The 24341-nt window shown below is 63.0% G+C and carries 22 protein-coding genes and 1 riboswitch; of the genes, 14 read left to right on the top strand and 8 right to left on the bottom strand.

The features are described 5' to 3' along the window. The first annotated feature begins 32 nt into the window (after positions 1-32). Complete coding sequence (locus P3T24_RS26385; protein WP_429439283.1) at positions 33-1643, top strand: DEAD/DEAH box helicase; 1611 nt, start codon at positions 33-35, stop codon at positions 1641-1643. Positions 1644-1659: 16 nt separating this feature from the next. Here the strand turns inward: P3T24_RS26385 and P3T24_RS26390 are convergent, their stop codons facing one another. The 4 genes from P3T24_RS26390 to P3T24_RS26405 all read right to left on the bottom strand — a co-directional run bounded on the left by P3T24_RS26390 (position 1660) and on the right by P3T24_RS26405 (position 6610). After that, on the bottom strand, positions 1660-2181 hold the full coding sequence (locus P3T24_RS26390; protein WP_429439285.1) for a hypothetical protein: 522 nt from the start codon (positions 2179-2181) through the stop codon (positions 1660-1662). 160 nt (positions 2182-2341) lie between these two features. After that, a complete protein-coding gene (locus P3T24_RS26395) occupies positions 2342-3169 on the bottom strand; it encodes a ferritin-like domain-containing protein (RefSeq protein WP_074263416.1) in 828 nt (275 codons plus the stop codon). 342 nt (positions 3170-3511) lie between these two features. Further along, positions 3512-4876, bottom strand: a complete 1365-nt coding sequence (locus P3T24_RS26400) for an MFS transporter (protein WP_429439288.1) — start codon at positions 4874-4876, stop codon at positions 3512-3514. Positions 4877-4972: 96 nt separating this feature from the next. Further along, positions 4973-6610, bottom strand: a complete 1638-nt coding sequence (locus P3T24_RS26405; RefSeq protein ID WP_429439290.1) for a gamma-glutamyltransferase family protein — start codon at positions 6608-6610, stop codon at positions 4973-4975. A 293-nt stretch (positions 6611-6903) separates the two neighbouring features. Here P3T24_RS26405 and P3T24_RS26410 point away from each other — a divergent pair, with 293 nt between their 5' ends. Both P3T24_RS26410 and P3T24_RS26415 read left to right on the top strand, forming a co-directional pair. Then, on the top strand, positions 6904-7683 hold the full coding sequence (locus P3T24_RS26410) for a DeoR/GlpR family DNA-binding transcription regulator (protein WP_429439293.1): 780 nt from the start codon (positions 6904-6906) through the stop codon (positions 7681-7683). A gap of 357 nt (positions 7684-8040) precedes the next feature. Then, positions 8041-8238, top strand: coding sequence for a hypothetical protein (locus P3T24_RS26415; protein WP_166660794.1), 198 nt, complete (start codon positions 8041-8043; stop codon positions 8236-8238). A 233-nt stretch (positions 8239-8471) separates the two neighbouring features. On the opposite strand, the gene P3T24_RS26420 is transcribed toward P3T24_RS26415, so the two are convergent. Next, the gene (locus P3T24_RS26420) at positions 8472-8846 is read right to left on the bottom strand and encodes a hypothetical protein (RefSeq protein ID WP_429286794.1); all 375 of its coding nucleotides are present in this window, start codon (positions 8844-8846) and stop codon (positions 8472-8474) included. A gap of 177 nt (positions 8847-9023) precedes the next feature. Here P3T24_RS26420 and glpD point away from each other — a divergent pair, with 177 nt between their 5' ends. The 4 genes from glpD (at position 9024) to P3T24_RS26440 (ending at position 13921) form a co-directional block, all read left to right on the top strand. Continuing rightward, on the top strand, positions 9024-10589 hold the full coding sequence (glpD, locus tag P3T24_RS26425) for a glycerol-3-phosphate dehydrogenase (RefSeq protein WP_429439407.1): 1566 nt from the start codon (positions 9024-9026) through the stop codon (positions 10587-10589). A gap of 250 nt (positions 10590-10839) precedes the next feature. Further along, entirely contained in the window at positions 10840-12339 is a 1500-nt protein-coding gene (gene glpK, locus P3T24_RS26430) for a glycerol kinase GlpK (RefSeq protein ID WP_429286793.1), read from the top strand. Between the two features lie 70 nt (positions 12340-12409). Then, the gene (locus P3T24_RS26435) at positions 12410-13117 is read left to right on the top strand and encodes an MIP/aquaporin family protein (protein ID WP_074263408.1); all 708 of its coding nucleotides are present in this window, start codon (positions 12410-12412) and stop codon (positions 13115-13117) included. A gap of 117 nt (positions 13118-13234) precedes the next feature. After that, a complete protein-coding gene (locus tag P3T24_RS26440; RefSeq protein ID WP_074263407.1) occupies positions 13235-13921 on the top strand; it encodes an HAD family hydrolase in 687 nt (228 codons plus the stop codon). Between the two features lie 107 nt (positions 13922-14028). Here the strand turns inward: P3T24_RS26440 and ribB are convergent, their stop codons facing one another. The 3 genes from ribB to P3T24_RS26455 form a co-directional block, all read right to left on the bottom strand. Beyond that, positions 14029-14748 (bottom strand): 3,4-dihydroxy-2-butanone-4-phosphate synthase, encoded by a 720-nt coding sequence (ribB, locus tag P3T24_RS26445; protein WP_429409353.1) that lies wholly within the window; start codon positions 14746-14748, stop codon positions 14029-14031. A gap of 143 nt (positions 14749-14891) precedes the next feature. Further along, positions 14892-15073, bottom strand: a riboswitch (FMN riboswitch). A 99-nt stretch (positions 15074-15172) separates the two neighbouring features. Then, positions 15173-15856, bottom strand: a complete 684-nt coding sequence (locus P3T24_RS26450; RefSeq protein WP_429439296.1) for a helix-turn-helix domain-containing protein — start codon at positions 15854-15856, stop codon at positions 15173-15175. Between the two features lie 146 nt (positions 15857-16002). Next, on the bottom strand, positions 16003-17178 hold the full coding sequence (locus P3T24_RS26455; protein ID WP_429439298.1) for an MFS transporter: 1176 nt from the start codon (positions 17176-17178) through the stop codon (positions 16003-16005). Positions 17179-17215: 37 nt separating this feature from the next. Between P3T24_RS26455 and P3T24_RS26460 the strand changes: the two genes are divergently transcribed. The 7 genes from P3T24_RS26460 to lnt all read left to right on the top strand — a co-directional run bounded on the left by P3T24_RS26460 (position 17216) and on the right by lnt (position 24335). Further along, on the top strand, positions 17216-17419 hold the full coding sequence (locus P3T24_RS26460) for a hypothetical protein (RefSeq protein ID WP_429439301.1): 204 nt from the start codon (positions 17216-17218) through the stop codon (positions 17417-17419). 310 nt (positions 17420-17729) lie between these two features. Then, positions 17730-19103 carry a tRNA (N6-isopentenyl adenosine(37)-C2)-methylthiotransferase MiaB gene (miaB, locus tag P3T24_RS26465; protein WP_429439302.1) on the top strand — a complete coding sequence of 458 codons (1374 nt, stop codon included), beginning with the start codon at positions 17730-17732 and terminating at the stop codon, positions 19101-19103. Between the two features lie 34 nt (positions 19104-19137). Beyond that, entirely contained in the window at positions 19138-20208 is a 1071-nt protein-coding gene (locus P3T24_RS26470) for a PhoH family protein (RefSeq protein WP_074263402.1), read from the top strand. A gap of 66 nt (positions 20209-20274) precedes the next feature. Next, positions 20275-20736 carry an rRNA maturation RNase YbeY gene (gene ybeY / locus P3T24_RS26475; RefSeq protein ID WP_429439305.1) on the top strand — a complete coding sequence of 154 codons (462 nt, stop codon included), beginning with the start codon at positions 20275-20277 and terminating at the stop codon, positions 20734-20736. 34 nt (positions 20737-20770) lie between these two features. Further along, entirely contained in the window at positions 20771-21442 is a 672-nt protein-coding gene (locus tag P3T24_RS26480) for a gamma-glutamylcyclotransferase (protein WP_429439308.1), read from the top strand. 294 nt (positions 21443-21736) lie between these two features. Further along, positions 21737-22633, top strand: a complete 897-nt coding sequence (locus P3T24_RS26485) for an HlyC/CorC family transporter (protein ID WP_074263399.1) — start codon at positions 21737-21739, stop codon at positions 22631-22633. A gap of 31 nt (positions 22634-22664) precedes the next feature. Next, positions 22665-24335: an apolipoprotein N-acyltransferase gene (lnt, locus tag P3T24_RS26490; protein ID WP_429439310.1), complete on the top strand. Its 1671-nt coding sequence runs from the start codon at positions 22665-22667 to the stop codon at positions 24333-24335. Positions 24336-24341 lie beyond the last annotated feature (6 nt).

A 24341-nucleotide genomic window follows, 5' to 3' on the forward strand; every position in this document is an offset into this window, starting at 1 on the left:
CCGTTCGCGATACTGCATTGCAAAGAGCTTTTATGTCTTTTGATTCCCTCGGCCTGTCCGAACCGCTGGTCCGTGCTGTTCACGAACTCGGCTACACCATTCCTACTCCGATCCAGTTGCAGGCCATCCCGGCCGTGCTCAACGGCGGCGACCTGCTTGCCGGCGCGCAGACCGGCACCGGCAAGACGGCCGGCTTCACGCTGCCGATCCTGCAACGTCTGAACACCATGCCGCCGGTCACCACGGCTGCAGGCAAGCGCGTGATTCGTGCGCTGATCCTCACGCCGACGCGTGAGCTCGCCGCGCAGGTCGAAGAAAGCGTGCGTGCGTATGGCAAGTACCTGAAGCTGAAGTCGACGGTGATGTTCGGCGGCGTCGGCATCAATCCGCAGATCGACGCGCTGCGTCGCGGTATCGATATCGTGGTGGCCACGCCTGGGCGTCTGCTCGATCATATGCAGCAGAAGACCATCGATCTGTCGCATCTCGAGATCCTCGTCCTCGACGAAGCCGACCGTATGCTCGACATGGGCTTCATCCACGACATCAAGCGTGTGCTCGCCAAGCTGCCGCCGAAGCGCCAGAACCTGCTGTTCTCCGCGACCTTTTCGGACGAGATCAAGACGCTCGCCGACAACCTGCTGAATTCGCCGGCGCTGATCGAAGTCGCGCGCCGCAACACGACGGCCGAGCTCGTGGCGCAGAAGATTCACCCGGTGGATCGCGACAAGAAGCGCGAGTTGCTCACGCACCTGATCAAGGAACACAACTGGTTTCAGGTGCTGGTGTTCACACGTACCAAGCACGGCGCCAATCGTCTGGCTGAGCAGTTGACCAAGGACGGTATCAGCGCGCTTGCGATTCACGGCAACAAGAGCCAGTCGGCTCGTACCCGCGCGCTTGCCGAGTTCAAGACCAACACGCTGCAGGTGCTGGTGGCGACCGATATCGCCGCACGTGGCATCGACATCGACCAGTTGCCGCACGTGGTCAACTACGATCTGCCGAACGTGCCGGAAGACTATGTGCACCGCATCGGCCGTACGGGCCGGGCCGGGGCATCGGGCGAAGCGGTGTCGCTGGTGTGCGTCGATGAACTGCAACTGCTCAAGGACATCGAGAAGCTGATCAAGCGCGCCGTGCCGCAAGAAGTGATCGCCGGGTTCGAGCCAGATCCGACGGCCAAGCCGGAGCCGATCCTGCGTCGTGGTCAGGGCGGCGGCGGTGGCGGTGGCCGTCAACCGCGTCAGGGCCAGGGCGCGCCTCGCGGCGACGGCGCCCGGCGCGATGGCGGCGCGGCCAAGCCGGCGTCGCAACGTTCGGGACAGCGCGCAGCCGGTGGACAGCAACAGCCGAAGCCGCAGGGAGCGAAACCGCAAGCCGCCAAGCCGGCTGGCTCGCCCACGCAACCGCAGGTGCGCAAGGACAACCCGCGCCACGAAACCACGCGTCATCACGGTAAGCCGGCAGCTGCTACGCATGACGGCGCCGGTGCGACACATGCGCCGCGCAGCAAGCCGCAGGCGCAAGCCAAGCCGCAAGGTGGCAATCCTGGCGCATTGCTGGGCGGCGCCAAGCCGCGCGGCAGCGCGCCGCGCAGTGGCTCGCAACCGCCGCGTAACGGCGGCCAGCGCGGGCGTTAAGCCACTCTGACGCTGTTCAAGGCCCGCGCACCGCGGCAGCCTGCTTCAGGTGCTCGATCTGCTGTTCCCAGCGATCGAGCACCGCCGCTCCCCCCTCTTCCAGTTCGAACGTAATGCCGCCCGTCAGGCGTGCATACGGCACCCGTTGCGCCTCACCGGTATCGATCGAGCCGATGAAGTACGCGAGGCCGCTCGCATCGCCGGCCACCGGCTGCAATGCCTCGAACCGCAACTGCACCTGATAAAACACCGCCTCGTAGACAAACGTCAGCGCCGCACGGCCGCCGCGTGCCAGCACGCCCGCGGCCCGCGATTGCGGCCATAACGCGAGGCACAAGGTACGGGCGTCGGGTGCGTACAACTCGCCCACACCCAGCAGTGAGGTCCGTACGTGGCCATTCGCGTCTGCGGTCAACAACGACGCTGTAAAACCAATCTTGCCCGCGAGCGATGTGCCATCGAACAACGCCCGCACCGCCGCCGGCCATTCGTCGAACGCGGTTTGTTCGAGTGGGTGTCTGGATACAGAATCGGTCATCGCCGGACTCCGGTTGATCATTCGTCGTGAATCGAAATGGCCGCCCTGCAAAGACGAATGGCCCGCGCAGGCGGGCCATTTCGTTCTACTCTCGTTTATTACTTCAGATGGTTACGCAGGCCTCGACGAGCGAGCCGCGCCACCTTCCCAGCCTCGATCCTCAACGGAAGAATACATGCTGGGTGATCTTCGCGAGCGGATAGTGAACGCCGGGTTGAATCCGCGCGGGCAGATCGAGCGGCTTCAGCAGCATCTTCACGCACATGTCGGCCGACAGATTACGGCGCACGAGCGCATTGATGCGTGCCGCACGTTCGCGGTTATAGCCCGAATCGTTCACGCGTTCCGGATAGCGGACCGCAAACACGTGGCGTAGCGCGATCTCCGAGTCTTCGTTCTTGATCTCCAGCACACGGCGCATCAGCGCACCGAGCACAGCGAGACGACCGTTGCCTTCGATCTTGTTGTACTTCTTGAAAAACTTGAAGAAGTGCTTGTAGTGACGGACTTCGTCAGTGCGAATAAGGTCGGTGATCTCCTTGAGCACTGGTTCATCCGAGCATTCGCCAATCGCGCGATACAGCGTCGCCGTACCGGTTTCAACCACGCAGCGTGCAACCATTTCGAGCGCGCGCGTCTTCTCGAAGTCTTCGACGGAACAGGTTTTCGAGTACTCCTCGAAGAAATTACGGAAGGCCGTGTCCCAGTCGAATTCCGGCCACACGTATGCGATATAGGTCTTCAGTGCGCGGCCGTGCTGCATTTCTTCCGGCTCCCACTCGTTATTGAGCCACGCCGACACTTCAGGATCGCCGTTGAAGAAGGTACTCAGGTTACTTGTATAGAGATCTGTACCACTTTCGATAAACGAAGACGCGCACAACAGAAGCAGCAGATCTTCGTTGGCCACGGCCCGCTGCCGGTCAATCCGGCTGAGGTCGATGTCCTCAATCCGCCAAGGCATCACGTGGTTAAGCTCAGTGTGCATTTGTTCCTTACTCCGAAAGCTGTATCGACTTCGGGAGCGTGCCTGGAAGCACTCGCGTTTGCCAGGCCGCTCTCGTTCCGATACAGCGCCTTGAATTAGAGTTAACCCCTTATGTCTTGCATCTTAGCTGGTGTTCCGCAACTCTGCAGACAACACAGCACAGACCATGCCCATGTCCAGCAGTTCCGGAGGCACGATAGGCGAATTGTTCCAAAGCAAAACAAGGCCGGCGCAGCGCACAAAAAAGGCAGCCCACTGGGGGCTGCCTGAGCTTGAATCAACGGCCGGTAAGCGGGGGGGTGGCAATGCCTCAGAGCACGCGGAGGCGCCGCCCGGCAAGCCTTAGGAGGAATACAGCAGGGCTTTGTCGCGCCCGGCATGGCGCCTGCGCCACGCGACGATCACCAGCGACAACCCGGAAAGCAGCGCCGCAATCAGCACGTAATAACTTGGCGCGAGCTTGTCGCCGGTCAAATGAATGAAGGTTTCGACGATCGTCGGTGAGAAGCCGCCGAAGATGGTCACGCCGATGCTGTAAGCGATCGAAAGGCCGGTCGAGCGCACATGGGTTGGGAAGATCTCGGACATCAGAGCCGGCATCGGACCGGAGTAAGCCGCCTTGAGGATGCCGGATGTGCCCTGCAGCAGCAACAGCCAGCCGACCGTAGGGTAGCTCTGAAGCAGTGCGAACATTGGATAGATCAGCAGGCCCATCAGGATCGATGTGCCCAGCATGATGCGGATCCGGCCGATGCGATCGGACCACGCGCCCATCACCGGCGACAGGATCAGCTGCAGCCCGCCATTGAGCACCACAGCGCCGAACGATACGGCCGCCGGCATGTGCAACTGTTTCACGGCGTACATGGGCATGTAGAGTTGCAGCACGTACACGCCTACCGTCGATTGGGCGACGATGCCGATCGCGAGAAGCAGGTTCACCCATTGGCTGCCGAACGACGCGGTTGGGTCAGCTGCTGCGGCGACGGCCGTATCGCGCTGCCGGCGCATCGCCAGAAACTCGGGCGTCTCATCCAGATGCGAGCGGATGTAATAGCCAATCGGCCCAATTAGCACACCGAACAGGAACGGAATACGCCAACCCCAGTTGCCCAGATGCTCGGGCGACATCCACGCGGTAAGCATCGAGCCGAACGCGGCCGCGAGAATCGCCGCAAGCCCCTGACTCGCGAACTGCCAGCTCGCGTAGTAGCCGCGCTTCGTGGGGCTATGCTCGACCATGAAGGCCGTCGCGCTGCCGAACTCGCCGCCCACGGCAAAACCTTGCACGAGCCGCGCGACCAGGATCAATACCGGCGCCGCAAGCCCGATCATGGCGTACGGCGGCATCACGGCCATCGTCAGGGTGCCGGCCATCATCAGTGTAATGGCCAGTGTCAGCGCCGCCTTGCGGCCTTTGCGGTCCCCGTAGATGCCGAGCACCACCGCGCCGATCGGGCGCATCAAAAAAGAGATGCCGAACGTGGCGATGGCGAGCAGCGTCGACAGCCACTCGTCGTGCATTGGAAAGAACTGCTTCGCGATAATGCCGGCGAAGTAGCCATAGACCGAAAAGTCAAACCATTCGAGCGCATTGCCGATCGAGGACGAAAAGATAATGCGCCGGACCATACCCTTCGACATCGGCGGGGCGGCGGAGTCGGGAGAAACCGCCGCGGCGGCAGCGGGCGAAGCGATATCGTTCATGATCGGCTCTACAGGAAGCGCGAGGCCGCCCAGGTTGGATCGTTACCTAAGGGACCTCGCGTGCAACGACACGCTTGAAGACTGACGCAGCTACGCTCAGAAGCCGGCTGCGAGGCCGTCGCGACGGCTGTCGCTCGCCGCCACATAGCCGCGGTCCGGATCGTTGCGATCGAGTTTCCAGATGTACTGGCCGGAGCCGAAGTCCATGTACGGATCGTCGACCGACTTGATCGTATGGCCGAGGTTTTCGAGCGCGCGCGCGGTGTTCGCGTCGAGCGTCGCTTCGATGTCGATGGTGAAGTCGCGGTTCACCTTCCAGCGGGGTGCATCGCAAGCAGCCTGCGGTTGCTGGCCGTAGTCGAGCATCCGTACGATGGATTGCAGATGGCCCTGCGGCTGCATATCGCCGCCCATCACGCCGAAGCTCATCACCGCTTCCTGCCTGCCGTCGACCTGTTGCGTGAGGAAGGCCGGAATGATCGTATGGAACGGCCGCTTGCCGCCTTCGACGACGTTCGGCGACTTCGGATCCATCGAAAAACCGCAGCCGCGGTTCTGCATGGAAATGCCGCTATCCGGCACGACGATGCCCGAGCCGAAGCCCATGTAGTTCGACTGGATGAAGCTCACCATCATGCCGTTCTCGTCGGCCGCCGACATATAGATCGTACCGCCCGCTTTCGGCATGCCGAAGTCGAACTGCGTGGCGCGCTTCGGATCGATCAGCCTGGCCCGCTCAGTGAGATACGCGTCGTCGAGCATCTGCTCGGGCGTCACGTCCATGGAACGCGGGTCCGCAACATAGCGGTAGACGTCGGCGAACGCCAGCTTCATTGCTTCGATCTGCAGGTGCTGCGATTCGACGTTGTCGAGCGCGAGCGAAGCCACATCGAACTTCTCGAGGATGCCGAGCGCGATCAGCGCAGCGATGCCCTGGCCGTTCGGCGGAATCTCATGCACCGTGTAGCCGCGATAGTCCTTGCCGATCGGCTCGACCCAATCCGCGCGGTAATTGCGCAGGTCGTTCGCGGTCATGGCGCCGCCGCACTCGCGCGAGAACGCGGCGATCCGCTCGGCGATTTCGCCTTCGTAGTAGGCGCGCGGACCCTGTTCGGCCAGCTTGCGCAACGTCTTCGCATGGCCGGGGAAGCGCACCAGCTCGCTCACTTCCGGCGCCCGGCCGCGCGGCATGAAGGTCTGCGCAAAGCCCGGCAGATCCTTCAGCTCCGGGATGGCCGCGGCCCACTTGTAGGCCACGATACTCGCCACCGCATGGCCGCGCTCGGCGATCTCGATGGCGGGTTCCATCAGATCGGCGAACGGCAGCGTGCCGAATTTCTCGTGCAAGGCTTCCCAGCCGGCGATCACCCCCGGTACCGTCACCGCATCCCAGCCGCGCTTGGGCTGCTTCGCGAGACCGTTTTCTTCACCGTACTTGCGCTTGAAGTAGTCCACGTTCCACGCCGCCGGCGACACGCCCGACGCGTTCAGCCCGTGCAGCTTCGCGCCATCCCACACCAGCGCGAACGCGTCGCTGCCCAGCCCGCAGGAGACGGGCTCCACGACCGTGATGGCCGCCGCAGCCGCGATCGCCGCGTCGACGGCATTGCCGCCCTTCCACAACATGCGCAGTCCGGCTTGGGCTGCGAGCGGATGCGAAGTCGAAACGATGTTGCGCGCGAACACGGGCAGACGCGGCGTCGGATAGGGGTTTTGCCAGTTGAAGCGGGTCATGTAGGAGACTCTCGGAAAGCGCGGCCCAGCGCAGAAGATCCGCCGGAACCACTAGAAACGCGTCACAAAGGAATCGTCGATTGCAGCGCGAACCGGCTGAAAAAACAAATTCATTTATCAAATGAATAAATGCAGAAATATGCTGAATATGTCGGCCGCGATCTTATGCATGTTGCGTAGGTTGGCGGACAACCCGGCACTTGGTCTTACAATAGCTCACCGTTTCCACCATTGCTCGCTCCAGGCGCTGGCTGCCTCACCCCGCGCCAACGCCAACACTTGACCCGAGACACATGACCCGAGACCCCCGCCTGACCCTCAACGCACGTCAACAGGAACTGCTCGAGTGGGTGCAACGCGACGGCTTCGTGACCGTGGATGACCTGGCTGCCCATTTCGACGTCACTCCGCAAACTATCCGGCGCGACGTGAACTGGCTGGCCGATATGAACCTGCTGCGTCGCTACCACGGCGGTGCGAGCCTGCCGACCAGTTCCGAAAACGTCTCGTACACCGCGAGGCAACGGATGTTCCACGACGAGAAGCGGCGCATCGCAGCGCTCGTCGCCACGCATATTCCCGATCAGGCATCCCTCTTTATCAACCTCGGCACGACCACGGAAGAGGTGGCGCGGGCGCTGAACCGCCATCGCGGGCTGCGCGTGATCACCAACAACCTCAACGTTGCCAGCATGATGAGCGGCTATCCGGAATCCGAGGTGCTGGTGACCGGCGGCATTGTGCGACCTTGGGACAAGGGGATCGTCGGCGAACTGGCGATCGACTTCATTCGCCAGTTCAAGGTAGATTTCGCGATCATCGGCACCTCGAGCATTGAAAGCGACGGCACGCTGCGCGATTTCGATACGCGTGAAGTGCGGGTGGCCGAGGCGATCATCGAGCACGCGCGCACTGTGTTTCTCGCCTCCGACCACTCCAAGTTCGGCCGCCCCGCGCTGGTCCGCCAGGGTCATCTGAACCAGATCGACGCGCTCTTCACCGACAAGGCGCCGCCCGCCGACATGACGGAGACGCTGACCAACGCGGGCACTCAGGTCTATATCGCGGAGTGACGCGCTGAGGGCGGCAATCCTCCGAACGCCGTATGGCCGAATCCGCCAGGCGCGCGACGCCACCGCGTTTTGATGCAGCGCACGCAAAACCTCGCGTGAAATCAAGGATTTGCCCGCCGATCCAGACCGCATCTACGGTCTCGAATTGTCAAATGGAAAATTTTCAGGGGACGATTTGGCGTTCAGCGTGCGGTTGACTACACTCCAGTTCCCCGACGCTATTTTCGTGCCGCGTCGGCGGTGAAACGCTGTTACTCCCGCCCGATCCTGTAGCGGATCGCGCTGCGCCCCGCCGCCTCGGCCGGCCAGCCAGTCGCCTCAAAGGCAGTCCGCATTACGCTTGACATGGAGAGAACGATGCTGAGTCCGCATGAATTCGCCACGTTGTTGCTCGTCAAGGATGCTCCCCACCAGGTTGACATGGATCGGGAGGAGCTGGATGCGCTGTTCGAACGACAGCTCGTGCAACTCGAGAAGCTCGCCTCCGGCCTCAAGCAATGGCGCGTCACCGACATCGGCGACACGGCAATCCGGGCCATCAAGCGTCTGTCCTAATGCCCCACCATGGCCATGCGCCGGTTTGCCCCGGCGCGTGATCTCCCAGCAAGGTGAATCCGACGGATATCGTCTGATGTTCGAATTCGAGCATTCGAATCGTCATGCACGTCTCTCCACCTCGCCTCATACGGCTGCGAAGTGACCACTCACAGTGCGTGTCCCACCTTGGAGATAGAGGCTGAGGCGCGTCTGATTGAGCGCCTCCGGGCTTAGCCGCACACAAACTCCTTTCAACCGCTGCGCAGCGTCGGATCGACCGCTGCCCGCCAGCTAACCGCCTTCGCGCGCTGGTCCAGAAAGAATGCCACCCACTGATTGCGCGCTTGCGGGTCGCTGCTCGAGCCGAGCGTCGTGTAGTTCTGCGCGATCGCGGTCTGGAACGAGCAGTAATCCGCCGTCGACACTTTGCCGCGCCGGTTGGCAACATACGCATCATAGAAAGTCGTATAAACCGACTGCGCGTCGTTGCCGTAGTTGACCGGCGCCGCATTGCACATCTGCTGCAGCGCCGCGAACGACGGCGCACCCATGCTGCCACTCAGGCTCGGCGTACCCACACATCCGGCCAGCAACGCCGCCGCTCCCGCTACCCAAAGTCTCCGCATGTCTCACCTCGATATGGCTATTGCTATGAGTATCGTCGGTGCCGCCGCGTTACGCTACTACCCAAGAAACCGGATCACGAAACTCGAACTTTACTTTTTCGATTTTGTTCATTAAAGTTCGAAAACGAACACTATCGGTTCGATAGCATTTCATCCATGACGCAGGGGACACAGCAGGTGACGCACGGCTCTAGATACGATTTGCTCGTGGTGGGCGGCGGGATCAACGGCGCCGGCATCGCACGCGACGCCGCGGGGCGCGGCCTGTCTGTCTTGCTCTGCGAACAGGACGACCTGGCGGCGCATACGTCGTCGGCGAGTACCAAACTGATCCACGGCGGTCTGCGCTATCTCGAGTACCGCGAATTCGGCCTCGTGCGCAAGGCGCTGCAGGAACGCGAGACCCTGCTGCGCGCCGCACCGCACATCATGTGGCCGCTGCGCTTCGTGATGCCGCACATGCCGAACCTGCGGCCGGCATGGATGATCCGCGCGGGCCTGTTCCTTTACGATCATCTCGCCCGGCGCGAACTGCTGCCGCCCTCGCGCGGCATCGACATGCGCCGCCATCCGGCCGGCGCACCGCTGATCGAATCGATCAAGCGCGGCTTCGTGTACTCGGACGGCTGGGTCAACGACGCGCGCCTCGTCGTGCTGAACGCGCTCGACGCGCAGGAACACGGCGCCACCATCCTCACGCGCACCAAGCTCATCAATGCCGTGCGCGCGGGCGGCGAATGGCACGCGCAACTGCGTCGCGACGACGGCACGCAACTGGACGTGCGCGCCTGCGCAATTGCAAATGCCGCCGGCCCATGGGTAGGCGAACTGCTGCACGGCGCGCTCGGCCGCGAAGCGAACCATAGCGTGCGCCTCGTCAAGGGCAGCCACATCGTCACGCCGCGCCTGTTCGAACACGATCACGCGTACATCTTCCAGAACCCGGACAAGCGGATCATCTTCGCGATTCCGTACGAGCACGACTACACACTGATCGGCACCACGGACATCGAATACCACGACGACCCGGCGAAGGTAGCGATCAACGCCGACGAGACGCAGTACCTTTGCGATTCGATCAACCGCTATTTCAAACAGCAGATTTCGCCGAAGGACGTGCGCTGGACCTACTCGGGCGTGCGTCCGCTGCTCGAGGAAGAAGGTGCGGACAATCCGTCCGCCGTCACGCGCGACTACCGGCTCGAACTCGATGCACCCGCAGGTGAAGCGCCGTTGCTGTCGGTGTTCGGCGGCAAGATCACGACGTTCCGCAAGCTCGCGGAAGAAGCCGTCGACGAACTCGGTCGCGCACTGCGGAATCCGGCTCCGGCCTGGACGGCCGGCGCAGCGCTGCCCGGCGGCGACATCCCGCAAGCGAATTTCGAGCGCTTCGTCACGCAGTTCAAGCAGCAGAACGCCTGGCTGCCCGCCGACCTCGCGTACCGCTACGGCCGGGCATACGGCACGCGCGCGAGGCACGTGATCGGTCAGGCACGCTCGCTCGAAGACCTCGGCCGCGCCTTCGCTCCAGGTCTGTACGAAGCCGAGCTGCGCTATCTGCGCGACGTCGAATGGGCTCGCAGCGCGCAAGACGTGTTGTGGCGCCGCTCGAAGCTCGGCCTGCATGTCGAGCCGGGCACACTGGAAAGCGTCACAAAGGACATCGACGGCTGGTTTGCCAGCGCTCCCGCGCCGCTCGCGCCCGCGGCACTCGGGCAAGCTCCGGCGAGTCAGCACGCATAGACACGGACAGGTATGGTCAAGCGCGTCAGCGCGCACCAGAACCAATAAGCACAACCAGGCACCGACAAGCGCATCACGCCCAACGCAGGCGTGATCAGTACAAGCCACCGATAACACCGTATTCCGGCATGCAGATCGAGATCGGCACACCGGAATGCACGAAGCCACGGCAGTTGCAGCAGCCCAGAACAACAAGCCGTTCCCATCGCCGGATGACCGTTCCGGCGACTCATAACATGGAGAAGAGACAATGCAGGATCAGTACATACTTGCGCTCGACCAGGGCACAACCAGCTCGCGCGCGATGCTTTTCGACCGTCAGGGCAACGTCGTCTCGACGGCTCAGAAGGAATTCCAGCAGATCTATCCGCGTCCGGGCTGGGTCGAACATGACCCGCAGGAAATCTGGTCAACCCAGGCAGGCGTAGCGGCCGAGGCTGTCACGCGTGCGGGGATGAACGGCACGTCGATCGCCGCTATCGGCATCACCAACCAGCGCGAGACGACGATTGTCTGGGACCGCGAAACCGGCCATCCGATCTACAACGCGATCGTCTGGCAAGACCGCCGCACCGCCGACTTCTGCGACGAACTGAAAGCCCAAGGTCTTGAAGAGAAAGTCCGTGCGAAGACTGGTCTGCCGATCGACTCGTATTTCTCGGCGACGAAAATCCGCTGGATTCTCGACAACGTCGAAGGTGCTCGCGAAAAAGCCAAGCAAGGGCGTCTCGCATTCGGCACCGTCGACAGTTGGCTGGTGTGGAATTTCACCAAGCACGGCCTGCACGTCACCGACGTCACTAACGCATCGCGCACGATGCTCTTCAACATCCACACGCTGCAATGGGACGACGAGCTGCTTCAGGCGCTCGATATTCCGCGCAGCATGCTGCCGGAAGTGCGTGCGTCATCGGAAGTGTACGGTCCGACCAAGACCACGGTGTTCGCCTCGAAGATCCCGCTCGCCGGCATTGCGGGCGACCAGCACGCCGCGCTGTTCGGCCAGATGTGCACGCGCTCGGGCATGGTGAAAAACACCTACGGCACAGGCTGCTTCCTCGTGATGAACACCGGCGACAAGCCGATCGAATCGAAGAACAACCTGGTCACGACGATTGCCTGGCAGATCGGCGATCAGGTCAACTACGCGCTCGAAGGCAGCATCTTTATCGCGGGCGCGGTGGTGCAGTGGCTGCGTGACGGGCTCGGCATCATCAGGAGTGCCGCAGACATCGAAACGCTCGCCCGCACTGTGCCGCATGGCGACGGTGTGTATCTCGTACCGGCCTTCGCGGGCCTCGGCGCTCCGCACTGGAACGCACGCGCACGCGGCACGCTGTTCGGCGTGACGCGCGGCACGACTTCGGCGCATATCGCGCGCGCTGCGCTCGATTCGATCGCCTATCAATCGCTCGACGTGCTGAAGGCGATGGAAGCCGACTCGGGCATCCGCATCGATGAACTGCGCGTCGACGGCGGCGCCTGCGCGAACAATCTGCTGATGCAGTTTCAGGCGGACATTCTCGGCGTCGACACCGTGCGCCCGAAGGTCAGCGAGACCACGGCGCTGGGCGCAGCGTATCTGGCGGGTCTCGCGGTTGGCTACTGGAAGGACGTGAACGAGCTGCAGAGCCAGTGGGCACTGGATCGCCGTTTCACGCCGGATATGGAGCCGCGCGAGGTCAAGGACAATCTGGCCGGCTGGCAACGCGCGGTCCGCGCCGCCAAAGCCTGGGCCGATACGCCTTGATTCACTAGCGCTACGAGGCCGTATCCGCGGCGGCCTCGGCAACTAACAAATATATTATGGAGAACATATCATGTCACCTTACATTGCCGAATTTATCGGCACAGCGATGCTCGTCCTGCTTGGCAACGGGGCGGTCGCGAACGTGTTGCTGGCACGCACCAAGGGCAAGGGCGCGGACCTGATCGTCATCGTTATGGGCTGGGCGATGGCGGTCTTCATCGCAGTCTTCATGACAGCATCGTTCAGCGGCGCCCACCTGAATCCGGTCGTGACGATCAGCCTCGCGCTGGCCGGCAAGTTCGCCTGGAGCAAGGTAGCCGGTTATATCGCCGCACAGATGCTGGGCGGGATGGCAGGTGCGGGACTCGTGTGGATGGCCTACCGGCAGCACTTCGAAAAGGAAGAGGATGCCGACATCAAGCTGGGTGTGTTCTGCACGGCGCCGGCTATCCGCAGCGCCCCGCATAACTTCCTGACCGAAATGATCTGCACGTTTGTGCTGATTCTTGGCGTGCTGTACCTGGCGTCGCCGCAAGTGGGCCTCGGTGCGCTGGATGCGTTGCCGGTCGGCCTGCTGGTTCTCGGTATCGGCATTTCGCTCGGCGGCCCGACGGGGTATGCGATGAGCCCGGCGCGCGATCTGTCGCCGCGTCTGATGCACGCATTGCTGCCGATCCCTAACAAGCGCGATAGCGACTGGCGCTATGCATGGGTGCCAGTGCTAGGCCCGCTCGCGGGCGGTGCGGCTGCCGCCTGGATCTACCTGCACGTGCATTGATCTCCGTACCGGACAGAAGCGGCCGGGGCGCGCAGACGGCGCCAAAGCACGTATCATGATGCTTTCGGTTTGCGCACGGCCCGAAACGTCCACGCGCCCCTCGCTCCCTGTTCCGGCATGCTCGATCATCTTATTTGCGATTGCGACGGCGTTCTCGTCGACAGCGAAGTTATCGCTGACCACGTCATCCTCGAAACGCTGTCCGCCACTTTCCCCGGCCTCGACTTCGCCAGCGTCATGCAAACGGCGTTCGGCCAGCAGACCTCGCGCTTTCTCCAAGGCATCGAGGCGTCGTTCGGCATCACCATGCCGAACGATTTTCTCGAGACGATCGACCATAACGTCGAGCTGGCGTTGAGCTCAAAGCTCACTGCCGTGGGCGGCGTGCGCGATGCGCTACAACGCGTGACGCTGCCGGCGGCGGTCGTATCGAATAGCCGCATGAAGCGGGTGCAGGCTTCGGTGAAGCGCGCCGGGTTGCAGCAGGTGTTCGGCGAGCGTGTTTTCAGCGCCGAACAGGTGGCGAGACCCAAGCCCTACCCCGATGTGTATCTGTTCGCGGCGCAGCAGTTGGGCGTGGAGCCGGCGAGGTGCCTGGTGGTCGAAGACAGCGTCGCCGGGTTGAATGCGGCGCGCGCAGCGGGCATGAAAACGATCGCCTTCGTCGGCGCGAGTCATATTCCCGATGGCTATGCCGATGCGCTACGCAAGATGGGCATCACGCGCATCATGGAGCATATGGATGAACTGCCAGCGCTTGTCGAAGCGGGTGTGCGCGGCGAGTTTGGGGACGTGCAGTCGTAAGAACAATGCGGGTAGTGAAGCGGGCCGCTGATCAACTATCTGTGCCGGACCCGCGCTCAACACACGCACGCCCGGCACGTCCCGCTCATCCTTCAATTACGCCGAACTCACACCTCGTCCGCGCAGCACTCACGCGCCGCAGCCAGCGCTTCACGGAATTCCACCAGTTCGGCAATCGTCAGCAACGGCAGATTGTGTCGCGCCGCGAAGCGCTCCACCTCCGCGCCGCGCGTCATCGTGCCGTCGGCGTTCATCAATTCGCATAGCACGCCGGCGGGCTTGAGGCCGGCGAGAATCGCCAGATCCACCGTGCCTTCCGTATGACCGCGCCGCGCGAGCACGCCGCCGGGCGTCGCGCGCAGCGGAAACACATGGCCGGGGCGGACAATGTCGGCCGGCTTCGCCGTATCGGCAATCGCCGCACGAATCGTCGTGACGCGATCGGCGGCGGAGACGCCCGTCGTCACGCCTTCACGCGCTTCGATCGATACCGTAAACGCAGTGCCGTGACGGCTCTCGTTGTTCACAGCCATGGGCGGCAGCTCAAGTGCACGGATCTTGTCGTCGGGCAGGCACAGGCAGACGATCCCGCTGCACTCGCGGATCAGCAGCGCCATCGTTTCGTTGGTGAGACGCTCGGCGGAGACGATCAGGTCGGCTTCGTTCTCGCGGTCGTGGTCATCCTGCAGGACAACGGCGCGGCCATCGCGCATGGCTTGCAACGCAGCGGCGATGCGCGGCGGAACCGGTTCGGTGGCAAGCAGCGGGAGATCGGCGAACGCATCTTCCGCGAACGTCGAAGGGGCAGGAAAAGTAGTCAAGGACATTTGAAACGCTCTCGCAAAAGTTGGGCGAAAAACGTTTCAGGGCATTGCAAACAGGCAGCACTCGCCCCGCCGGACGTTCGCACAGAACGCCCACACCCTGCCCAGACCACCGGGCAGCGCAACGGGAACTGACATGACTATCTGCACATCTTCTTCCATCCGGACTGTGACCGTCGGCTCTGGCATCGCACCAGATCTGCTGACCCCGCTGTACCTGTCGATTCTCCCGAAAGGTCACTAGCGGGCGCTCGCGGGCTCGCTGGAAGCGCGATTGCGCTGCCTGCATACCGCCGGTGGGGAATTTCACCCCGCCCTGAAGACGCACTGATTGCCGGAAAAACCGGCAGATTAAGCATACAACAGCCGCACGCGATCTGCAGCGCAGCGGCTATGAGCCAGAACGACGCCGCGAGGCGTCACTCCATCAAACCGGTGCCGCATGCCGCGCCGCATCGTGCGGCACGTCCCAGCGCGGCGGCGTTTCCGCATTCAACGTGACGCGAAATGCGCGCGCCTCGGTGTCGCCGGGGTTGCGCAGCGTGTGCGGCTGATCGGCGTCGAAGACGATCGCGTCGCCGGTAGCGAGCAACTGCCGCTGATCGTGAACGCTCACCTCCAGCGTGCCCTCGCTCACTACCAGATTGACCGTCGTCCCTGGCGCGCGACGCACGCCCGGTTCGGTATGCAGCGGCGCGATACGCAATTCGTGGAATTCTGCGGTGGCCGGTTCCGCGTCGGGATACAGCGGCCGCGCGGAATAGCGCCCGTTCGAGCTGACGAGGCGGGTCGCCCTGTCAGCCGGCAGATGCTCGAAGCCGTTGGTCGCATGGCGCCGCAAGAACGCGGCGACCGAGACTTTCAGTGCTGCCGCGACCTTGCACAGCACTTTAATCGACGGCACGCTGCGGGCCGACTCGATCTGCGCCAGCATGGCGCGCGATACCCCCGAAGCACGGGCCAGCGCGTCGAGCGACAGTTGCCGCTCGGCCCGCAAACGGGCCAGATTGACACCGACCAGATGTTCCAGCGCATCCAACGGCTCCGCGGCACGCGGCCCATCGTGTGCATCGAGCGCGTCATCGCGAACCAGCGCAAGCGGTGAATTCATGAGTGCCTCCAGTAGCGCCGCCAGATGGCGGAGCAAAGGGTTAGTGGAGGCAAGATAGCATTGCGATTCGCTACGCCCAACGAAGTTATCTTCACACTGTTATCAGTATTGCGGAGGACGGTTCCCGCAAAGCTTGTGCGAAATTGTCATATGGCTTCGCCACAGGCGACGCGCCGGGCCGCCGGGACATCCATGCGAGCCGCAATCCACGTCAACAGCAGCGCTGCCATCGACACCGCCGCGGCCACCCAGGGCAGCGCATCGAGCCCGAGGCCATGGCCGATGGCCAGCCCGCCAAGCCACGCGCCGCCGGCGTTTCCCACGTTGAACGCGCCGATGTTCAGCGTCGAGGCCAGATTCGGCGCGGCGCTCGCCTTTTCGACCACCCGCATCTGCAGTGGCGGCACCGTCGCGAAGGCAGCGATCCCCCAGACGAATATCGTCACCGCGGCGGCCACTTGTGAGTGACTGGTGCGCGTGAAGACGGCCATGACCACGGCGAGCGCCAGCAGAATCCCCATCAGCGAAGGCATCAGTGCGCGGTCCGCGAGCTTGCCCCCCATCGTGTTGCCGAGCGTCAAGCCGGCGCCGAACAGGACCAGAATCAGCGTCACGCCACGAGGCGAGAAACCACTTACCTGTTCGAGAATCGGCGCGATATAAGTGAACACGACGAACACGCCTCCGAATCCGACAACCGTCATCGCCAGCGCCATCCACACCTGGGGGTCCTTCAGGACGCGCACTTCGTGCATGAGGCCCACGGGCCCGGTGTCGTGCTTATTCGGCACCAGCGCTGCGATGCCTGCCAGCGAGGCTACGCCGAGTGCGGCGACGACCCAGAAAGCCATGCGCCAGCCAAACTCCTGGCCGATGAAGGTGCCGAGCGGCACGCCGAGCACATTGGCCAGCGTGAGGCCGGTGAACATCAGCGCAATCGCACTGGCGCGCTTTTCCTGCGGCACGAGCGACGCTGCGACCACCGCGCCAATGCCGAAGAATGAGCCGTGCGCAAACGACGTCACGACGCGCGCAATCATCAGCACCGTATAGCCCGACGCCACCGCGCACAGCACGTTGCCGACGATAAACACGCCCATCAGCAGTTGCAGCGCGAGCTTGCGCGGCATTTTGCTGGTGACCACCGCGAGCAGCGGCGCGCCGACTGCGACGCCAAGCGCATAACCGCTCACCAGCAGACCGGCCGACGGGATCGAAACGGACAGATCGCGCGCCACCTCGGGCAGCAATCCCATGATCACGAACTCGGTTGTGCCGATGGCAAAGGCGCTAATCGCTAGCGCGAGAAGGGGGATGGGCATCGCAAGACTCCAGATTTCAGTAAAGAGCGTGACGAACATGAAGCAAGGCCGTCACACATTCGACGACGACGACGCCCGGCGCGAGCGCGACAAACAGCCGGCATTCGCCGGCGAGCGGTACTTCGGCGAGCTAGTAGCGCGCTTCGGCCGTGAGCAACCGGCCGAGCAGCACCTGTCACTCGGCGGTGACAATCGTGGCGTCACCGAGATGCATGACCAGGGTCGGTTTCGAGCCGGATAAGGGATTTCGACAGACGCATTCTCTCTGGCCAGCACCGCTTTGATAATTGGTCTAGCCTTTGAATAATTCTCAAATTAATGTTGAAAATCACGTTACGCCTCGGCCCGTCCAGGTACCTGTTGTTCAGCCGTCACCGCCGGAAACCCGCCCGCAGTGACGGGCTATAATGCTGGATTACGCTGTCGACGTGCTGCCAGGTCTCCCTAAGACTGCGTCCGGCCTCGCGCCACGCCCCGAGCCGCGCACGTTTTCGCCTCTCTTCACTTTTTAACGACGCCCCCAGATAAACCACTGCGACCGGCGAAACTCGATGACCAAGAAAGTTTATGTAAAGACCCACGGCTGCCAGATGAACGAGTACGACTCCGACAAAATGGTCGACGTACTCGGTGCGGCTGAAGGCCTCGTCAAGACCGACACCCCGGAAGACGCGGACATCATTCTCTTCAACACCTGCTCGGTGCGCGAAAAAGCGCAGGAAAAGGTCTTCTCCGAACTCGGCCGCGCGCGCGAGCTGAAGGAAGCGAATCCGAACCTGATCATCGGCGTGGGCGGCTGCGTGGCGAGTCAGGAAGGCGCGTCGATCATTACCCGCGCCCCGTATGTGGATCTGGTGTTCGGCCCGCAGACCCTGCACCGTCTGCCGCAGATGATCGACAAGCGCCGCGAAAGCGGTCGAGCCCAGGTTGATATCTCGTTCCCGGAAATCGAAAAGTTCGACCATCTGCCGCCGGCCCGTGTCGACGGCCCAAGCGCCTTCGTCTCGATCATGGAAGGCTGCAGCAAGTACTGCAGCTACTGCGTCGTGCCGTACACGCGCGGTGAAGAAGTGTCGCGTCCGCTCGACGACGTGCTGACCGAAATCGCCGGTCTCGCCGATCAGGGCGTGCGCGAGGTTACGCTGCTCGGCCAGAACGTGAACGCCTATCGCGGCGCACTGACCATCGGCTCATCGGAGATTGCAGACTTCGCGACGCTGATCGAATACGTCGCGGACATCCCCGGCATCGAGCGCATCCGTTACACCACGTCGCATCCGAAGGAATTCACGCAGCGCCTGATCGATACGTACGCCAAGGTGCCGAAGCTGGTGAGCCATCTGCATCTGCCGGTGCAGCACGGCTCGGACCGCATCCTGATGGCCATGAAGCGCGGCTACACCGTGCTCGAATACAAATCGGTGATCCGCAAGCTGCGTGCGATCCGCCCGGACCTGTCGCTCTCTACCGATATGATCGTCGGCTTCCCCGGCGAGACCGAGGAAGATTTCGACAAGATGATGACGCTGATTCACGAGATGAAGTACGACACCAGCTTCTCGTTTATCTACAGCCCACGCCCCGGCACGCCGGCGGCGAACCTGCACGACGAGACGCCGCGCGAAGTGAAGCTCAAACGGCTGCAACATTTGCAGGCGACGATCGAGGAAAACGTCGCGCGCATCAGCGAGTCGATGGTGGGCAAGGTCGAGCGTATTCTGGTCGAACGCCCGGCGCGCAAAGACCCGAACGAACTCGCCGGCCGCACCGAAAACAACCGCGTGGTGAATTTCCCGGCGCCGTTGGCATCGCACGCGCGGCTGACTGGCCAGATGGTGGACGTGAAAATCGTACAAGCGTACCCACATTCGCTACGTGGCGAGCTCGTACTGGTTCACGACGACGCGCCCACAACCACCCATTAAGCGTACTGACTACCGACAGGATCGATCCAACGCCTTGAAGACCTCTCAGCAGCATCTGGAATTCACCGCACCGCGCGAAGATAACGCGCGGCTCGCCAACCTCTGCGGACCGCTCGACGAAAATCTGCGGCAGATCGAGCAGGCGCTCGACGTCACGCTGCAACGCCGCGGTCACCGTATCTCGATCCGCGGCCGGGGCGCGAAGCTCGCGCTCACCGCCCTCGAAAATTTCTACAACAACGCGCGCGATCCGCTGTCCGTGGACGATATCCAGCTTGCGCTGGTCGAAGCACGTCATCCGCCGCGCAAAAGCAGCAACGGCGCCAACGGTGGCGAGGGCCCGGACGCGCGCTTTCGCCACGACCCGGATCATCCGTTCGACGAACCGGCCGATACCGGCGAAGAAGACCTCGAAGCGCTCGGCCCGAAGCTGTACACGCGGCGTGCCGATCTGCGCGGCCGTACCCCGGCGCAACGTGAATATCTGAAGCAGATCATCGCGCACGACGTGACCTTCGGCATCGGGCCGGCCGGCACGGGCAAGACGTATCTGGCGGTGGCCTGCGCGGTGGATGCGCTGGAACGTGACCAGGTCAAGCGCATTGTGCTGACGCGTCCGGCAGTGGAAGCGGGCGAGCGCCTGGGCTTCCTGCCGGGCGATCTTGCGCAGAAGGTCGACCCGTATCTGCGTCCGCTGTACGACGCGCTGTACGATCTGCTCGGCTTCGACAAAACCGCCAAGATGTTCGAGCGGCAGATGATCGAAATCGCGCCGCTCGCCTACATGCGTGGCCGCACGCTGAATCACGCGTTTATCATCCTCGACGAGGCGCAGAACACCACGCCCGAACAGATGAAAATGTTCCTGACGCGGATCGGCTTCGGCTCGAAGGCTGTGGTCACGGGCGACACGACCCAGGTCGACTTGCCGCGCGGCCACAAGAGCGGTCTGATCGAGGCACAGCAGGTGTTGTCGGACGTGCGCGGGATTGCCATGACGCGCTTTACCAGTGCTGACGTGGTGCGGCATCCGCTGGTGGCGCGCATCGTGGAGGCTTACGACGCGCACTCGCAGAAAAACGCCAATCCCGCCGACGCACGTTGAACCGGCCATGCCGTCACGTATTGAACGCCGCCTTCACCCGTTAAGCACGCAATAAAGCCCAGACGCATGAGCCGCACCCCGAAACTGACGTTGAACGTGCAATTCCCCGCCGCCAAGGCCTGGCCGGAGCACAAGGCGATTCTGCCGCGTGCGACGGTCGCCGGCTGGGTGAAGGCGGCTCTCTTCGCCGACGCGGAACTGACCGTGCGCTTCGTCGATGCCGAAGAGGGCCGCACGCTGAACCGCACCTATCGCGGCAAGGACTACTCGACCAATGTGCTTACCTTCGCTTACGCCGAATCGGAAGACGATCCGGTGACAGGCGATCTGATCCTGTGCTGTCCGGTGGTCGAGAAGGAAGCCGCCGAACAGGGCAAGACGCTGGCCGAGCACTATGCGCACCTTTTGGTGCACGGCACACTGCACGCGCAGGGCTACGATCACGAGGTCGAGGAAGAAGCGCAGGAAATGGAGGCGATCGAGACCGAGATCCTCGCCGCGCTCGGCTTCCGCGATCCCTATCAATAGACCCAAAACCGCACCAGGCCCATAGGCCATTCCCGTGAGCGCCCCCTACCCCGTACCCGACGACCGACCGCCCTGCCCCGGCTATCCGCCCGAGCTGGGCGAATCGCGTCTGCTGACGGACGAGGAATTGCGCGCCTCACTCGACTGCACGCTGCGCGACTGGGACCGGAAAAGCGATCTGTGGCTGTTCGGCTATGGCTCGCTGATCTGGAATCCGGGCATGCCGACGGTCGAAGCGACGCGCTCCAAGGTACACGGCTATCACCGCGGCCTGTACCTGTGGTCACGGGTGAACCGCGGTACGCCGGAACAACCGGGCCTCGTGCTGGCACTCGACCGAGGCGGCTCGTGCACCGGCATTGCCTTCCGGCTGGCCGCCGAGGGCGCGATGCCGCATCTGGAAGCGCTCTGGCGGCGGGAAATGGCGATGGGTTCGTACCGGCCCGCCTGGTTGCCGTGCAATCTCGCCGACGGCCGGCGCGTCGAGGCGCTCGCCTTCGTGATGCGCCGCGACGTGCCGTCCTACACCGGCAAACTGGCCGACGAGGTCGTGCAGACCGTGTTCGGCTGCGCCTGCGGGCGCTACGGCACAACGCTTGACTACGTCAGCCGCACGGTCACCGCGCTGCGCGAGAGCGGCATGCCGGACCGCGCTCTGGAAGCGCTGCTGGCCCGTTGCCGCGAAGCGCAGAGCGACGGCGGCTGAATTGCCGAACGGTCGCGAACGGCCGTTCACCTGGATCGCGCGCACCTCACCGCGAGCCCTGGGGTCGTGGCCCGGAACGTCTGAACCTCCAATTGGCCTTACACTGAGCTTGCGTCACGGATTTTTGCTCCACTGCCCTTTGAGCGGCGTTATCCGTTAGCATTGAACCAGGCCCTGCGCATGCGGTGCGCCCCGTTGTCCCCTGGCGAGGCCGCCGGGACACGGTCCTGCCATGTGCGTGGTGTATCCTTAACGCTCTGCAACAGCGCGCCCAGTCTTGCCGGGCGCACCACCATGAACGACACGTATCCCAGTCGACACCGAACTAGCGACAAACCACAGGAAAAACGCTCCCTGCTTGAGCGTCTGACCGACTTCATCTCGCCCGAGCCCGAATCCCGCGGCGAACTTCTGGAAATCCTGCAGGACGCGCACGAGCGCAACCTGATCGACGCAGATTCGCTGTCGATGATCGAGGGCGTTTTCCAGGTCTCCGAACTCTGCGCGCGCGACATCATGATTCCGCGCGCCCAGATGGACGCGATCAACATTGCGGAAACACCGGCGGAATTCATTCCTTTCCTGCTGGAAAAAGCGCACTCGCGCTATCCGGTCTTCGAAGGCAACCGCGACAACATCATCGGCGTGCTGCTCGCCAAAGACCTGCTGCGCTACTACGCGGAAGAAGAGTTCGACGTGCGCGGCATGCTGCGCCCCGCCGTGTTCATTCCGGAGTCCAAGCGCCTGAACGTGCTGCTGCATGACTTCCGCGTGAACCACAATCACATTGCGATCGTCGTCGATGAATACGGCGGCGTCGCGGGCCTCATCACAATTGAAGACGTGCTGGAGCAGATCGTCGGCGACATCGAGGACGAATACGATTTCGACGAGGAAAGCGGCAACATCATCGCCTCGCCGGACGGCCGCTACCGCGTGCGTGCGCTGACAGAAATCGAGCAGTTCAACGAAGCGTTCAACACGCACTACTCCGACGACGAAGTCGACACGATCGGCGGGCTCGTCACGCATCACTTCGGGCGCGTGCCGCATCGCGGCGAGAAGGTGCGCATCGACGACCTGATCTTCGAGATCCTGCGCGGCGACGCGCGGCAGATTCACATGCTGCTGGTACGCCGCGATCCGCTCGCCGGCCAGCGCGAGCGCGACGCGCAGCACGTGCAGACCTGATCTCTTTCTTCCTAAAAACGACCGCGCAATAATGGCCGACCCGATTACTTCCCGTCTGCGCCGTGGCGTGACGTCCACGGCGGCGCAAGCGCCGGGCCGGACGTTGCCGCGGTGGCACTACCTCGTCGCACTCGTGGCCGGTGCCGCGAACACGCTCTCATTCGCGCCGACGCCGCACGGCGGCTGGCTCGAAGTGGCGATCTTCGCGTTTTTCTTCGCGTGGCTCACGCGGACCACGGGATGGAAAAGCGCTGCGTTGACGGGCGGTGCGTTTGGCTTCGGCAACTTCGTCACGGGCGTGTGGTGGCTGTACGTCAGCATGCACGACTACGGCGGGATGTCGCCGCCGCTGGCCGCAGCGGCGCTGGTGCTGTTTTCGCTGTATCTCGCGGTGTATCCGGCTCTGGCTGCGGGGGTGTGGTCGTTTTGCGCTGGGCATGCGCAAAACGGCACGCTCGACGACAAACCGTTTTCTCCTACTTGGCATGGCGCGTTTGCATTCGCCAGTGCGTTGGCGGTCAGCGAGTGGTTGCGCGGCTATGTGTTCACGGGGTTTCCTTGGCTCGCCAGCGGCTATCCGCAGGTCGACGGGCCGCTTGCAGGATTTGCACCAGTGGCGGGTGTGTACGGCGTGGGCTGGATGTTGGCGCTGGTTGCTGCGTTGATCGTGCAGGCGGTGGTGCGTGTGCGTGAGCCTGCAGAGTTGCGTAAGAGCGCGACGCGCGTGGCTCGGGTTGCGCCTGCCGCTGTTGTCGCCGTAGCGTTGCTCGTCGCAGGCATGCTGCTGCCGTTGGCCACGTGGACGGTGCCGGCTAACGCGCCGCTTAAAGTGCGGCTGCTGCAAGGCAACGTGAAGCAGGAGATGAAATTCGAGCAGGCCGGCATGGTTGCCGCCATCAACGAATATCAGCAGATGATTACCGCAAAGCCGGCGGACCTGGTCGTGACGCCGGAGACGGCGATTCCGGTGCTGATCCAGGAATTGCCGGTGCCGTTTGCTACCGCGGTTCGCAACTTCGTCGATTCGACCGGCACGTCGATCCTGTTCGGGGCGATTGGCGGCACCATCACGCCGGAAGGACGACTTGTCGACTACACGAACAGTACGTTCGGCATCACGCCGGGCTCGCACGAGTTGTACCGCTACGACAAACATCATCTGGTGCCGTTCGGCGAATTCGCGCCGTGGGGTTTCCGCTGGTTTGTGAACCTGATGAATATTCCGCTTGGCGATTTCTCGCGCGGGGCGCCGGTGCAGAAGCCGTTCATGGTGCATAACCAGCCGGTTTCGGTTGATATCTGCTACGAGGATATTTTTGGCGAGGAGATCGCGAGGTCGATTCGGGAGAGCGATACGCCGGCTGGAGTGTTGGTTAACTCTACTAACCTTGCCTGGTTTGGTGACACGATCGCGCTGGATCAGCATCTGCAAATTGCACGGATGCGCTCGCTGGAGACGGGGCGGCCGATGTTGCGGGCTACTAACACTGGAATGACCGCTGCGATCGATGCGCACGGGAACGTGGTCGCGCGGCTGACGCCTTTTACAGTTGGGTCGATTGATGTGACCGTGCAAGGGACGTCGGGGAATACGCCGTATGTGGCGAGTGGAAATAATACTGTGCTGGCGGTTTCGCTCTTTTTGCTGGCGTTTGGGTTTGCGTTTGGGCCGGGGATACGGCGAAGGAACGGAGGTGGCTAGAGAAGG

The sequence above is a fragment of the Paraburkholderia sp. GAS33 genome (assembly GCF_050436645.1).
Classification (GTDB): domain Bacteria; phylum Pseudomonadota; class Gammaproteobacteria; order Burkholderiales; family Burkholderiaceae; genus Paraburkholderia; species Paraburkholderia phenazinium_B.

Coding starts and splice junctions, on each gene's coding strand:
- lnt (WP_429439310.1), top strand. CDS start 22,665: ATGGCCGACCCGATTACTTCCCGTCTGCGCCGTGGCGTGACGTCCACG.
- P3T24_RS26420 (WP_429286794.1), bottom strand. CDS start 8,846: ATGCGGAGACTTTGGGTAGCGGGAGCGGCGGCGTTGCTGGCCGGATGT.
- P3T24_RS26410 (WP_429439293.1), top strand. CDS start 6,904: ATGACCCGAGACCCCCGCCTGACCCTCAACGCACGTCAACAGGAACTG.
- P3T24_RS26395 (WP_074263416.1), bottom strand. CDS start 3,169: ATGCACACTGAGCTTAACCACGTGATGCCTTGGCGGATTGAGGACATC.
- P3T24_RS26455 (WP_429439298.1), bottom strand. CDS start 17,178: ATGCCCATCCCCCTTCTCGCGCTAGCGATTAGCGCCTTTGCCATCGGC.
- P3T24_RS26405 (WP_429439290.1), bottom strand. CDS start 6,610: ATGACCCGCTTCAACTGGCAAAACCCCTATCCGACGCCGCGTCTGCCC.
- P3T24_RS26485 (WP_074263399.1), top strand. CDS start 21,737: ATGAACGACACGTATCCCAGTCGACACCGAACTAGCGACAAACCACAG.
- P3T24_RS26440 (WP_074263407.1), top strand. CDS start 13,235: ATGCTCGATCATCTTATTTGCGATTGCGACGGCGTTCTCGTCGACAGC.
- miaB (WP_429439302.1), top strand. CDS start 17,730: ATGACCAAGAAAGTTTATGTAAAGACCCACGGCTGCCAGATGAACGAG.
- P3T24_RS26385 (WP_429439283.1), top strand. CDS start 33: ATGTCTTTTGATTCCCTCGGCCTGTCCGAACCGCTGGTCCGTGCTGTT.
- ybeY (WP_429439305.1), top strand. CDS start 20,275: ATGAGCCGCACCCCGAAACTGACGTTGAACGTGCAATTCCCCGCCGCC.
- ribB (WP_429409353.1), bottom strand. CDS start 14,748: ATGTCCTTGACTACTTTTCCTGCCCCTTCGACGTTCGCGGAAGATGCG.
- P3T24_RS26400 (WP_429439288.1), bottom strand. CDS start 4,876: ATGAACGATATCGCTTCGCCCGCTGCCGCCGCGGCGGTTTCTCCCGAC.
- P3T24_RS26390 (WP_429439285.1), bottom strand. CDS start 2,181: ATGACCGATTCTGTATCCAGACACCCACTCGAACAAACCGCGTTCGAC.
- P3T24_RS26435 (WP_074263408.1), top strand. CDS start 12,410: ATGTCACCTTACATTGCCGAATTTATCGGCACAGCGATGCTCGTCCTG.
- P3T24_RS26460 (WP_429439301.1), top strand. CDS start 17,216: ATGAAGCAAGGCCGTCACACATTCGACGACGACGACGCCCGGCGCGAG.
- glpK (WP_429286793.1), top strand. CDS start 10,840: ATGCAGGATCAGTACATACTTGCGCTCGACCAGGGCACAACCAGCTCG.
- P3T24_RS26450 (WP_429439296.1), bottom strand. CDS start 15,856: ATGAATTCACCGCTTGCGCTGGTTCGCGATGACGCGCTCGATGCACAC.
- P3T24_RS26415 (WP_166660794.1), top strand. CDS start 8,041: ATGCTGAGTCCGCATGAATTCGCCACGTTGTTGCTCGTCAAGGATGCT.